Source organism: Streptomyces sp. NPDC001156 (genome assembly GCF_053598275.1).
Genome location: NZ_JBSFJX010000231.1, coordinates 1 through 11769 on the forward strand (window position 1 = coordinate 1; position 11769 = coordinate 11769).

Consider the following 11769-nt stretch of genomic DNA (forward strand, 5'->3'; position numbering starts at 1 on the left):
CGGGCGTCGGTGTGCGGCCCCGCGGGGGGGGGGGGGGGGGGGGGGGGGGGCCCCCAATCATGCAGATTATCGAGGTGACCGGCTTTGCCGTTCGATCCGCTGTGATCACCATGAGGCGGAGAGGGACGCCACTCGAATTCGTGATCTTCCCGATGGTGCACGTGGCTTCGCCGACGTTCTACTCTCAGGTTCGCATCAGGCTCAGGGAATGCGACCTCATAGTCATGGAGGAATTCGAGGGAAGTCGGTCGGGGTGAGTGCCCTCACGCTCGCGTATCGGTTCGCCCCACGCCGGCGGCGTAACGGACTACAGGAGCAGCATGCGGACCTGCTGCTTCCCAAGGACGTGCCGGTCATCAACCCGGATGTGACCGCGGCAGAGGCGATCGCGGACCTGAAGGCGCTGCCGCGGTGGATGTACCTGTTGCTCATGGTCGCGGCACCGGTGATGGGCCTGGTGTTCGCGTTGCGTGGTCCGCGCGCCTTCCTCGATGAGGACCAGGTAGTTGAGGACCTGCCGTCGACGCTGCGGGCGGAGATGATGAAGGCCGACGATCCTGTGGGGCAGGCGATGATGGGTCGGCGCGACCAGCGGCTGCTCGAGGCGCTCGGCGAGATCCACGCGGAACGCAGCGACGAGTCGATCCGCGTGGCCGTCGTCTACGGAGCCGACCACGTCCCGGCGATCGTCTCGGGGCTGAGGGACCGTTACGGGTACCGACCCCGTGAAGCGGAATGGCTTACCGTCCTCATTCCCGCGTAGATCGTCGGGCGAAGCCGTTCTGCGGGGGTCCGGGAGACGGCAAAGCGGACTCCGATCTGCAGGATCGGTTCCTGGGTTCGGCCGCCACGTACTGGTCGCCATGGGGAACCCGTTCCATCCTGAGGCCACCGAGCGCCAGGCTGCCCGAGCCGCCCGGTCACCCATCAAACCGAAACTTTCACGACAACGGCCGCAGTCCTGGGGGTCCGGCGAGGAAGTGGGCTGCTGAGTTGTCGCGATGGGTGGCGATCGCCGGAATCCGACAATCCGGCGATCCTGCCCTGCGCGGGCGGGTTCCAGTGCCGGAGCCGGTGACGGCTGGCGCCCGGCGGAGGCCTGCGACCGAGTCAGATTGCTCCTCGACCCGGAGGCGCGGCAGGACCCCACCTGGCCTGCTGACTTCGGCCTTGCCCACGTGACACCGCTCATCTACGGCTGAAAACAGTCGAATTGGTGTGCCATCTGTGCGCTCCCCGTGTTTGGATGGCGTCAACGCGACGGGAGAGCAAGAGAGTTGACCGTTGTGCCCCCGTCGTCTGCGACCAATACAGGGGGAATAACTTGACAGTGCGAAAGCTTCTCACCACGGGGGCTGTGGGGCTGGGCCTGCTCGTTACGGCCGCTGCGCCATCAGCCGTGGCGGACCAGCCGAGTGACGGAATGCTGCGCGTCACCGTCGGCTCGCCCCGGCACCCGGCGGGCGCGCTCGCCGGCCCGGCCGTCAATGCGACCTGCACCATCAACCGCATCACCGTGAACCGCTTCAGCGAGTGTGAGTGGGTCACCGTCCATCTCGACGTCGTCAAGGTCGTCAACGGGCGTCCGGTCATCGAGGGCACCGCAGACTTCGACGTGAAGCACCAGATGACCCTGAAGACCAACTCCGCCAACTGGAGCGAGAAGTTCAGCATCTCCAAGGCGAGGACCACCGGCCAAGGCAGGGGCGTTGCCGTCAATCTCGCCGCCGCCTCAGGAGGCGGTACCAGGGCCGCCGTTCACTTCCAGCAGGGTCATACCCTCGACAGCGCGGCGAGCGGCACTGTCGGCTACACGACCACCATCGCCCCGAAGAAGATCAACCCCAAGGCGAAGACCACCTACGACTACACCTTCACCAAAGCCGGCTATAGCCCGGGCAGCGTCTCCTACGCCTCCGCCGTGTACCGGTGCGACAACTACTACGGCAGCACCCGAACCAACCGCTCCGGCTGCGCCATACCCCAAGTACCCACCGGCGTGAGCATGGTCGGCCTGGCCCGCATCGACGAAGGAATACGCAAGCTCCGTGCCCGCGGCGGCCACTACGGCGACCCCAACGGTGGCAAGCCCCTGCACTGGATGATCAACAAGACGCAGGAGAACGCCAACAGGACCGCGGTGTGCCCGCGGACCGCACCGCCGGACATGCGGCGCGCCGGCCGCACCTCGTGCGACGAGTACCCCTTCGCTTCCACCAAAGAGGGTGGCACTCACCTTCCTGCCAACCAACGGGAGATCACCTGGGTCAAGACCCAGGAGAACAAGTCCCAGGGCGGACGCATCACCGCATGGCGCGGCCAGATGCACGTCATGGACGGCGACCCGTTCTATGTGATCGCCTGAGCCGCGACTACACTCCCCGCCAAGTCAGACAGGGTGCTCCCTCCCGCTACGCCCGGGAAGGGGCACCCTGCCCCGTTCAAGGAGGCTCCCTCCCCATGCTGGTCAGCGCATCGTCGTTCACCGTCGAGCTCGGCGAAAACGGCTACCTCATCGGCTTCACCGACGACTACGCATACCCCTCCGAGATGCCCTTCGGCTGGCGCTGCAGCCCGGCCACCGACGCCAACGCCGTCGTCCTGACCACCACCGACACAGGCCCCCTCCAAATCACCATCGAGGTCCACGACACCCCGCCGGCACCTGAGACGGGCCGCGAATGGGAGCCCGCGGAGGAACTCAGCCTGCGCACCGACCTCCCCACCCTCTACCTCGCCACCCTCGAACAAGGCGACATCCTGGACGCGTGGCCGGACGAGGAACCTGCCCTCGAGGCCCCGTCGTCCCCTGACAGCCACGACTGGATGCGGATGCGCCTGTACTGCCACGCCGACGACCCCGAACCCGGCATCGGCGACCACGGAGAACGCCACCTCGTCCAACTCTGGCCCGCACCCCAGACACCCCCCATCCACCCCGACATCACCGACGAAGACCGCCAGGCACGCGCCGAATACGCCGCGGACATGGCCACGCCGGTGGAGGACTACACGGTCACCTACACCTCCATGCACGACCGCGAAGAAGACTGACACCTGCTGTGCCGGAGCAAGGCCCCTCTAGCGCGGGAAGATACTGAACTTGAACGCGTGACTTGGCCCGGGGCGTCGCCGCGGTGCAACTGGCCCGGGCCGGGTTCCGGCAGTGACAGGACTTGGTTCTGGTCGCATGCGGCGGCGTGCTGCCACGGCTTACTCGGCCGGCTTGGACTGCTGCTCCTCCGCGGCCAGTGTGGCCGTCTGCTCTGCCGCGCGGGGCGAAGTAGTAGGTCGTACTCGATACTTGTCGCCGGAGCACCCAGCACATGTGGCCTGGACGCCCCGGCGAGTTGATGGGGTCAGCCGAATTCCGGTGACCTGCAGGGCCGTGGTCCAGTGGTTCTTGATGGCGCTGCGGGCGGCGGACAGGGTGATGGTGCCGGCGCAGACGGCGTTCTTGAACTTCGTTTCGACGCAGTCCTTGGAGTGCGCGGTCTTGGGAGCCGGAGTATGGCTCGGGCCACAGGTCGCCGGGGTCACGGGGCGCGCCGGAACTGGCTGGAGGGGTTCGTCGACGAGCCGCGTCCGGGTCGGCCACGCACGGTCGGCGACCAGGAAGTCGAGCAGGTGGTGGTCAACACGCTGGAGCCGCTGCAGCCGAGGACGGGTTTCAGTGCAGTTCCTGCACCTCATCTACTCACACCCGGAATCGTGGGGCGAATAGCCTTGTGCCATGGTCGACGGGCATCGGTTACCGGCTGACGACGCGGATCGAGTACGCAACGGGGCGGCGAACGATGCACCGATTCGCCCGTGGTACCGGGATCCGGCCGTGGTCGTGCCAGCAGTAGTAGCGATTGTCTCGGCGCTCATCGGGCTCGTTCCGTACTTCTTCCCCCAACAGCAGCCCGACAAGTTCAAGAAGTATGTCGACCCCGAGGAGTGCTTGACGATTGCCTGGCCCGGACCTGGCATGGCGGTGCCACAGAAGGTTCGGGCCAGCAAGGACGTGGCTGGGTACGCGATCCTTCGACAGACACCCTGTTGGCGTGCACCGAAATCGCAATCGTCCACCTCGTTCAACCCCGCAGCCGGGATCTCGGTATTGTGCTGGGTCAACGCCGACGACGTCTTCGACACCTCTAAGGTGCCCCGTTACCAGTGGTACTTGGTGGCTGATCCTGCAGACCCGGGCAAGACGATCGGCTGGACGCCCCAGTGGCCCTACGGGGCACCTGCAGAGCCTGTTCCGATATGCGGTCAGCACCCACAGCGGTCGCTGTCGTCTGTCTCCCTTGTCGCTGCCGCTCTCGCAATGATCGCAGTGATATCTCTGATCATCCTGGCAATCAGGCGCAGGCGTCGAAACGTGCCGCATCCCGAAGAGCCGCCTGACACCGATAGTGAACAGCCGTAAATGGCAGCTCAGTGGCGGATCTGCCAGTCGGGGTGCGCCCGCGCGATGCTGAGTGTGCTCAGCCGGGGCGGGTAGGCCTGGCGGGAGACGGGCAGGCCGCGCAAGACGCACTGGCAGATCCTCAGGTGCGTGGATCAGCGAACACCTGCAACGACACCTCGAGCCACGCCTCCACCGCGTCCTGCGATGCGTCCAGTTCGGGGTCGCGAGTTCCGTCCAGGGCGTAGGCCGCGGAAGATGCTGCCGGTACCAGGCAAGGACTGCGCCTGCGCGCTCGGTGGCGGTGTCCCCCCGGTGAGGGTCGCCATCGCTTCTGGCAAGAGACCACCGCCCGCGGACTTCGTGGCGTTGATCACCCGAGCCAACCTGCACCGCTGCCTTGACCGCGTGGGCGGTGGTTCCTGGACCGATGTGACCGGCCCATTGCCCAGCCCCGGTGCCAGCCAGTCGTCCTCGTGGCCGGCGGTAGGTACCCGGCGGGCGGTGGGAGGCCCGAGGGACGACACTGGGACCAGGGGCTGAGACCGGGAGGTACGGATGACGTGCGGCAAACAGGACGATGCCTGTGACGTGATCGTCCTCAGCCGAGGCGCTCGGTCGTGAGCGCCGTACCCGGCGAATCCGGTGCCGGTCGCCGTCCCGTCCTTGCCGGTCAGACCGTCGTGCTGATTGGTGGCAGCGCGGGCATCGGACTCGAGACCGCCCGCCAGGTGCGTGCGGAGGGTGGCCAGGTGGTCCTGGCCGGCCGTGATCCCGAACGGTTGCGGCAGGCCGCGCTCGAACTCCAACCGCTGAGCACAGCGGCGCTGGACGCGACCGACACCGACCGCCTTGAGCAGTTCTTCCGGGAACTGCCCGGCCTGGTCGACCATGTGATGGTCACAGCCGGCGGCCCGGCCTACATGCCCTTGGCGGACATGGACCTCGCCGCCGCCCGCCGTGCGATCGACGAACGCTTCGCCACGACGCTCGGGGTCGCCCTCTACAGCCGTGACAAGGTACGGGCCGGAGGCACGCTGCTGTTCATGGGGGGCACCGGAGCCCGCCGGCCCGGTGTCGGCATGGCCGTCACGTCCGCCCTCACTGCCGCTACGCCCGCGCTCATCGCCAACCTGGCGCTTGAACTGGCGCCCATCCGGGTCAACGTCATCGCCGCCGGATTCGTCGATACCTCCCTGTCCGCCTCGCTGCTCGGCGATCAGCTCGATGCCCGGCGCGAGGAGCTGCGCGCCACGCTGCCCATCCGACGGGTCGTCGGATCGGCCGACGTCGCCGCACTGGCCGTCCACCTCATGTGGAACGAGGCGCTCACCGGCGGAACGTACGACATCGATGGCGGTCAGCAGCTCATCTAGTAGTTCCCCGTCGCGGCTCCTGAGGTCTCGTCATCCGGGTTTTTGCCTCCCAGGAGGCGGTTTCGATCTGCTGCTGAAGGGGCGGGTTCCGCCAGCTACCACCGGTGTGCCCGTGTGAGTCTGGCCCGGATGCAGGCAGGGGCGTCGGGTCGCTCATCGGGGGCCTGCCCCGGGCCGCACCGCCGGGGCCACGCGGTTGGCGCCCGGTTTACGCCCCGGCGGCGTCAGCACCCGGGAACCGCGTCTGCGTGACCATCCGCCCGTGTGACGGTTGTGTCGGTTATGCATGCTTCCACTTCGGGCAGACCGGCTGCCGTAAGCGCCGTCATGTCGCTCCTTCTTCTCCTCGTTGCAGTCCTGAACGGCCCTCCAGCCACCGCCGGCAGTCACGCGCCGCCTGCGGCGGACCCCGATGTGATCCGTGAATGGAACACGATCGCCACCGACACCATCGGCACCAACCTCGGCGCCACCCGCCCCTCGGGCCAGGTGGTCATCTGGCACGGGTTCGTCTCGGCTGCCGTCTACAACGCCGTGGTGGGCATCCAGGGTGACTACGCCCCCTACAAGTGGCAGGTGCGTGGCCCCTCCACCGCGTCGCCCGAGGCGGCCACCGTGGCCGCGGCCCACCGCGTACTGGTCACCTATTTCCCCGCCTCCCAGGCGCCGCTCGATGCCGCCTACGCCAAATCCCTCGCCAGGATCCCCGTGGGCAGCGCCAAGACGCAGGGCGTGGCCTTCGGGGAGCGGGCCGCCGAGCACCTCATCGACCTGCGCGAAGGCGATGGCCGGGGTGCACCAGTGCAGTTCACCGCCCCGCCAGCGCCCGGCGTCTGGCGGCCTTCCCCACCCAGCCACCAGCCCTTTATCGACCCCTGGCTCGGGAGACTGCGCCCGATGCTGCTCACCTCCCCGGCCCAGTTCCGTCCCGGGGTCCCACCCGCGCTGTCCTCGGCCCGCTATGCCCGGGACGTGAACGAGGTGAGGACCATGGGGGCGAAGACCGGGTCGCCCCGCACCGCGTTCCAGACCGAGACCGCTCTGTTCTTCGGGGGCAATCTGGCGGTGCAGATCCAGGGGGCGCTCCGGGACTACACGGCTCGGCACTACCTGGGTATCGCTGAGACGGCACGGCTGTTCGCCGCGGCGAACACCTCGGCCACCGACGCCGTCGTCGCTGCCTGGGACGCCAAACTCCACTACGGACGCTGGCGGCCGATCACCGCCATCCAGCTGGCTGACACCGACGGCAACTCCGCGACCCCGGCCGACCCGCAGTGGCAGCCGCTGCTCGTCACGCCGCCGCACCCCGACTACATCAGCGGCCATGCCGCGGTCGCCGGCGCCGTGACCCAGACCCTGAGCGGACTACTCGGCACCATGCGCCTCGACCTCACCCTCTTCTCCGAGGCCACCGGCACCACACGGCACTACAAATACGCCGACCGGCTCAACGAGGACATGATCAACGCCCGCGTCTGGGCCGGGATCCACTTCCGCTCCGCGGATGTGGCCGGGTGCCAGGCCGGCAGCCGCATCGGCTTCTGGGCGGTCACCCACTACTTCCGCCCGCTGCGTTCGGCGCACGCCTCGCCGACGGCACTTCCCACGTGCCCGCAGACCACTACGCGCTGATGCCCTGACACCTTCCCGGCCAGGACCGTCGGCGGGTGCGTGCCGAAGCGTGCACCCGCCGACGGTCCCGTCCCCGTGCCGGGGAGTGCCACATCAGACACCGTCGCCTTCTTGCCGGCCGGCGGTGTCAGCCCTGTTGAGTGATGCGGTTTACTCGGCCTCGAGTTGGTGGTCGGCCCAGATGTAGCTTTCGGGCAGCAAGTCGGTGATAGGGACCGTTCGGGTGCGGTCGCCTTTGCCGACAATGACCTTGAGGGCGGGGAAGTAGTCGAGAAGCACCTGACGGCACCGGCCGCACGGGGGAACAACCCCGCGGTCGCGATCGCCCACGGCGACGATGGTGTCCAGCTCGTAGGCGCCCTGCGCGGCCGCTGCGCCGACAAGGACCAGCTCAGCGCAGGGGCCTCCCGTGAAGTGGTAGGCGTTCACCGCGGTGATGATCCGGCCGTCCTGGGCGCGGGCAGCTGCTGCCATGGTGTGGTTGTCGCCCCGGCAGCGCGTGCGAGCGACGTGCGCTGCAGCCTGGATGAGTTCGAAGTCGACGTGGTGGGGCTGCGTGGTCATCTTCTCTGCCTTCGTCGGGTGTCAGACGACGTTGACCCGCGTGACCAGGGTGCGCAAGCGAATATCGGCGGTGTGCTTGTTCCGCCCGATGATGCGGTGGCGGATCATGCTGCCCTGCTCCTTGTGGCTGGCGTGGTCGGTGCCGTCCAGCGTGACGTAGCGCAGGGCGGTGAACTGGCCCCTGATGCGACTGGTGACTGAGATTTCTCAACGATGATCATTTCCGGCCCTGTTGTGGAAGAGGACCAGGGTGAGGGCGGCGGTCTATGCTCGCGCCATGACGATCATGTACGAGTGGCGGGGCGACTTCGACAACGCATCTGTCAACGCGCTGCATGCAGTGGGATTCGACCACCGGACCTCGGACGTCGATTGGCTGTCCCGGGTACACAGCCACAGCCTCGGCTGGGTCTGTGCACGCCATGACGGTGACCTCGTCGGCTTCGTGAACGTCGCGTGGGACGGCGGCGTCCATGCGTTCATCCTGGACACCGTGGTTGCGGGGAGGCACCGCCGCTCCGGGATCGGAGTCGGCCTTGTCGCCGAGGCCGCCCGACGTGCCCGTACGGCCCAATGCGAGTGGCTGCACGTCGACTTCGAGGACGACCTGCAGCCGTTCTACTTCGACGCCTGCGGGTTCAAGCCGACGGCCGCGGGCCTCATCGCACTCTGAGCCGGCCACGTCGCCGTACCCCCGCCGTACATAACCGTGAAGCCCTGGTAGGACAGGTCTCTCCACAAGATCACGTCCATACCGACCATTGGTGTCACGTTGGTCACCTATGTTGTCACGCTCGATGTCCCACGCCACGTCGTGGAGCACCTCGCCCAACTACCGGCCGCCCACCGCCATCAGATAGGCACACCGAATGGCTCACGCGCGCGAGGCTTCCCTTGCCGTTCCGGCGATTTCGCTGCTGACTGTCGGCCGTTCGAGGAGTCAGGCGGAGCGGTCGTGGCTGGCTGCCACTTCCAGATCAGCCTACGGCCTTGCGGCGCGCGCGATATGCGGCGACGGTGGTCCGGCTGGCGCAGGCGTTGGAGCAGAACCGCCGGGTGCGGTTGCGGGAGTCATCGACGTAGAAGCGTCCGCAGCCGGCGGCGCGGCAGCGGCCGATCGTCACGGCCGGGTCACCGGAGACGACGTACGCGAGTGCGGCGGCGCAGCTTCGCCCGAGCCAGCTCACGGCGTCTTCGCCGTTCGGAGCGAAGTGCAGGTGCGGAGAGCCTTCGCCGTCATGGTCGTCGACCCGGATCAACGGTGGGTGCTGTTCCAGCAGGGCGTTTACGGCGTCGATCGGCCGAATGTGGGCGGCGGCCTCGACGGCATCGCGCAGCCCGGGCACGAATGCAGCGAGCCGCTCGGCGTCCGGCTCGGCGATCCGGTGCTGGCGGAACATCTCCTGGCGCAGCTCGCTCGGAGGGTCGCCGTTGACGAATTCGACCGCGAGGCGGCTCAGGTTTCCGATGTAGTCGGCGTAGTGCACTTGACCACCTACCTCCCATGCTTGAAGAGTAGGCATCATGACCACTGATGCCACCTACATGATGGACCGTGGACCCGCAGTCGCGCGAATGCTGCACCGCGTGGGCCGGTGGGACGAGGCGCTCGCCGTGCTGCCCACCGACGCGCTCGCGGAGCGGGCCGAGATCCTGGTGGACCGCTACTGGTGGCGGCTGGACGGCGCCGCGGCGGCCGCGGAAGCGGTCAGCGCGCTGTCGCCGGACGACCCCGTGCTCGCTGGATATTTGGGCGCACAGATCCGCTACACCCGGTTGCTGTTCGGCCTGGGCCCACTTCTCGAAGACCTGCAGCAGGCCCGCGAGGCCTTCACCACCGCCACGGCCGACGCCCGACTGGCCGGTTGGTCCACGTTCTGGCTCGGGGTGCTCGCCGACAACATCGACGGCGACAGCGCTGCGGCCCAACCGGCCTACCAGCAGGCACTGAGGCAGGCGCGGGAGCAAGGTGACGCGCTGTTGGAGTCGTACGCCGCACGCCACATCGGTGCTCATCTCCTGGAGCAGGATCGGGAACAGGGCGTCGCCCTGCTGCGCCGGTCCTACCACCTGCGGGCATCCCTCGGTGCCCGTCCGCAGACCGCGGCAGCGGCCCTCACTCTTGCCGGTGAACTGCCTCCCGGAGTCGAGGCCGACCAGCTCCGCGAGACAGCCGGCCTGACTGCCCGTGAGCTGGAACTGACCTGGCTGCTACGCGCGTTCTGACGTTGATTCCCCGGATGGCCCGGCGGCCTTGGGCTCCGGCACGCGCCCTCGCAGCCGCACGTCCCAACGATTCGTCGGCACACCAGCGGACCCCCACCAGCGACACCCACGACCTGCCGCACCCGCAACACCGGACCAGGAGCGCCGTGAAACTGACCCGCCACAGTACATGCTCCTGCACACTCACACACGCTCCTGCACATCCGAAAACGACCGGTTCCCACCCCACCTGGCATCGGATCACAGTGGGCATAAAGTGACAATCCGGCCTAAAGGTAAGGGTTCAGTATGGAAGAAACTAGCCCAATACAGATGGGGTAGCAGACCAGAGTCCCGCCCCCGTTCGACTCCGGATGATCTGATGTGCTCCTTCGCAGTCTCCACACACCGCCCCTCGGAATCGCTGTCCGCCACCCATTTCGCGATCGAGAATGAACGGCTCCAAGCAGAAATGGAGCACCTGAAGCAGGCGGTAACCTCGCACGCCATCGTCGACCAGGCCATAGGCGCCCTGGTTGTTCTCGGACAGGTTCCACCCGAAGAGGCATTTGAAGCCCTGCGGGATGTCTCGCAGCGCACCAATACAAAGCTGCGCGTTGTTGCCGAAGAGGTGTTGCAATTTGCGCTAGGGGGCACTTTGCCGGACCCTCAACTCACCGAACTACGGCGAGCGCTGGCGCGTTAGAGAGGCGAGTGCGTTCGTGCAAGGGGAGGGCCCCCGCCGCCCGAAGGCCACGGGGGATGGGGGCCAGTGGGCGACGAACTCGACGACGTGCGAGGCGACCACTCGGACCGCGCCGGCCGTACGCCACCGCCAACTCTTGACCTCCTCGACTGGAGTCGACGTAGCCGCCGTCGGCGCACACGGCGCCGCCAGTAGCAGCCGCTGCACGTGGAGATCTGGAAGTTCGAGACGCCGACGGCGGGGGCATGCCCATCGGCGAGGATCTTCTCCAGCGCCTTGTAGGTCTCCACGTACAGGTCCCAGGCTGTGGTGGGCCAGTGGATGAGGTAAAGGTCGTCCGCCGCTGGTCGGGCGGCGGAAAGGCAGACGAGGGCCTCGGCTCAAGCCGTGCGGGCCGCCTCACTACGGCCGTCATCCGGCTCCGCATCCGCCGGGCGAACCGTTTCTTCCACTTTCTGCCGCGGCCACTTCTTCGCCACAGCCATCGCAGCAGCCGCACGAGCCAACTGCGCTTGCACCTGGTCGAACGCTCGAGACCGTGACCGCTTTCGTCGGTGACTTCCGCTCATACTCGCACAACGCGCCACCGCGCTGCCCGTAACCGCAATTCCGCCAAATGGAGCAAGCGGATGTACTCACGCCGGTGAGTTCGCCCCTGTGTCCCTTGCGCCAAGCCTGCACACGAGCGTGCCTACCGCTGCCGTCGGCGGGAGCCGGGTTGCCTGACGAAAGGCCCCCGGCCGGTGGGCCCGGCGGGGCCCCTTCGCCCTGCCGGGCCCCAACTGCCCGCCGTGCCAAAGAAGAAAGGAGCGCCCCCGTTTGCGGCGGGGGTGCCTGCGGTCCTGTGTCCGTCCCGCAGTCGGACCCGCGCCGGCCCCGGCTCAGCC

The 11769-nt window shown here is 67.7% G+C and carries 12 protein-coding genes and 2 pseudogenes; 9 read left to right on the top strand and 5 right to left on the bottom strand.

The features are described from left to right. The first annotated feature begins 253 nt into the window (after positions 1 to 253). From ACWDA7_RS44635 to ACWDA7_RS44645, 3 genes are all read left to right on the top strand, one after another. Positions 254 to 763 (top strand): hypothetical protein, encoded by a 510-nt coding sequence (locus tag ACWDA7_RS44635; RefSeq protein WP_450612856.1) that lies wholly within the window; start codon positions 254 to 256, stop codon positions 761 to 763. A 636-nt stretch (positions 764 to 1399) separates the two neighbouring features. Beyond that, positions 1400 to 2365, top strand: coding sequence for a NucA/NucB deoxyribonuclease domain-containing protein (locus ACWDA7_RS44640; protein WP_450612858.1), 966 nt, complete (start codon positions 1400 to 1402; stop codon positions 2363 to 2365). Between the two features lie 95 nt (positions 2366 to 2460). Next, complete coding sequence (locus tag ACWDA7_RS44645; RefSeq protein ID WP_450612859.1) at positions 2461 to 3054, top strand: hypothetical protein; 594 nt, start codon at positions 2461 to 2463, stop codon at positions 3052 to 3054. A 159-nt stretch (positions 3055 to 3213) separates the two neighbouring features. Here ACWDA7_RS44645 and ACWDA7_RS44650 read toward each other — a convergent pair whose 3' ends face one another. Beyond that, positions 3214 to 3693, bottom strand: coding sequence for a hypothetical protein (locus ACWDA7_RS44650; protein WP_450612861.1), 480 nt, complete (start codon positions 3691 to 3693; stop codon positions 3214 to 3216). A 40-nt stretch (positions 3694 to 3733) separates the two neighbouring features. Between ACWDA7_RS44650 and ACWDA7_RS44655 the strand changes: the two genes are divergently transcribed. The 3 genes from ACWDA7_RS44655 (at position 3734) to ACWDA7_RS44665 (ending at position 7407) form a co-directional block, all read left to right on the top strand. After that, a complete protein-coding gene (locus tag ACWDA7_RS44655; protein WP_450612863.1) occupies positions 3734 to 4417 on the top strand; it encodes a hypothetical protein in 684 nt (227 codons plus the stop codon). A 599-nt stretch (positions 4418 to 5016) separates the two neighbouring features. Beyond that, positions 5017 to 5772: an SDR family oxidoreductase gene (locus tag ACWDA7_RS44660; protein ID WP_450612865.1), complete on the top strand. Its 756-nt coding sequence runs from the start codon at positions 5017 to 5019 to the stop codon at positions 5770 to 5772. A gap of 414 nt (positions 5773 to 6186) precedes the next feature. Continuing rightward, the gene (locus ACWDA7_RS44665; protein ID WP_450612867.1) at positions 6187 to 7407 is read left to right on the top strand and encodes a vanadium-dependent haloperoxidase; all 1221 of its coding nucleotides are present in this window, start codon (positions 6187 to 6189) and stop codon (positions 7405 to 7407) included. Positions 7408 to 7557: 150 nt separating this feature from the next. On the opposite strand, the gene ACWDA7_RS44670 is transcribed toward ACWDA7_RS44665, so the two are convergent. Both ACWDA7_RS44670 and ACWDA7_RS44675 read right to left on the bottom strand, forming a co-directional pair. Then, positions 7558 to 7971: a cytidine deaminase family protein gene (locus tag ACWDA7_RS44670; protein WP_450612869.1), complete on the bottom strand. Its 414-nt coding sequence runs from the start codon at positions 7969 to 7971 to the stop codon at positions 7558 to 7560. A gap of 21 nt (positions 7972 to 7992) precedes the next feature. After that, positions 7993 to 8163 (bottom strand): annotated as a pseudogene (locus tag ACWDA7_RS44675) (transposase); the annotation flags it as partial. An 85-nt stretch (positions 8164 to 8248) separates the two neighbouring features. Here ACWDA7_RS44675 and ACWDA7_RS44680 point away from each other — a divergent pair. Next, positions 8249 to 8644: a GNAT family N-acetyltransferase gene (locus tag ACWDA7_RS44680; RefSeq protein WP_450612871.1), complete on the top strand. Its 396-nt coding sequence runs from the start codon at positions 8249 to 8251 to the stop codon at positions 8642 to 8644. Between the two features lie 304 nt (positions 8645 to 8948). Here the strand turns inward: ACWDA7_RS44680 and ACWDA7_RS44685 are convergent, their stop codons facing one another. Next, on the bottom strand, positions 8949 to 9458 hold the full coding sequence (locus tag ACWDA7_RS44685) for a CGNR zinc finger domain-containing protein (RefSeq protein ID WP_450612873.1): 510 nt from the start codon (positions 9456 to 9458) through the stop codon (positions 8949 to 8951). A 37-nt stretch (positions 9459 to 9495) separates the two neighbouring features. Here ACWDA7_RS44685 and ACWDA7_RS44690 point away from each other — a divergent pair, with 37 nt between their 5' ends. Both ACWDA7_RS44690 and ACWDA7_RS44695 read left to right on the top strand, forming a co-directional pair. Then, positions 9496 to 10197, top strand: coding sequence for a hypothetical protein (locus tag ACWDA7_RS44690; RefSeq protein ID WP_450612874.1), 702 nt, complete (start codon positions 9496 to 9498; stop codon positions 10195 to 10197). A 361-nt stretch (positions 10198 to 10558) separates the two neighbouring features. Beyond that, a complete protein-coding gene (locus ACWDA7_RS44695) occupies positions 10559 to 10882 on the top strand; it encodes an ANTAR domain-containing protein (RefSeq protein WP_450612876.1) in 324 nt (107 codons plus the stop codon). 212 nt (positions 10883 to 11094) lie between these two features. Here ACWDA7_RS44695 and ACWDA7_RS44700 read toward each other — a convergent pair. Then, positions 11095 to 11217: pseudogene (locus ACWDA7_RS44700) on the bottom strand (aldo/keto reductase); the annotation flags it as partial. Positions 11218 to 11769: the final 552 nt, after the last annotated feature.

Coding starts and splice junctions, on each gene's coding strand:
- ACWDA7_RS44645 (WP_450612859.1), top strand. CDS start 2,461: ATGCTGGTCAGCGCATCGTCGTTCACCGTCGAGCTCGGCGAAAACGGC.
- ACWDA7_RS44650 (WP_450612861.1), bottom strand. CDS start 3,693: ATGAGGTGCAGGAACTGCACTGAAACCCGTCCTCGGCTGCAGCGGCTC.
- ACWDA7_RS44655 (WP_450612863.1), top strand. CDS start 3,734: ATGGTCGACGGGCATCGGTTACCGGCTGACGACGCGGATCGAGTACGC.
- ACWDA7_RS44670 (WP_450612869.1), bottom strand. CDS start 7,971: ATGACCACGCAGCCCCACCACGTCGACTTCGAACTCATCCAGGCTGCA.
- ACWDA7_RS44680 (WP_450612871.1), top strand. CDS start 8,249: ATGACGATCATGTACGAGTGGCGGGGCGACTTCGACAACGCATCTGTC.
- ACWDA7_RS44690 (WP_450612874.1), top strand. CDS start 9,496: ATGACCACTGATGCCACCTACATGATGGACCGTGGACCCGCAGTCGCG.
- ACWDA7_RS44695 (WP_450612876.1), top strand. CDS start 10,559: ATGTGCTCCTTCGCAGTCTCCACACACCGCCCCTCGGAATCGCTGTCC.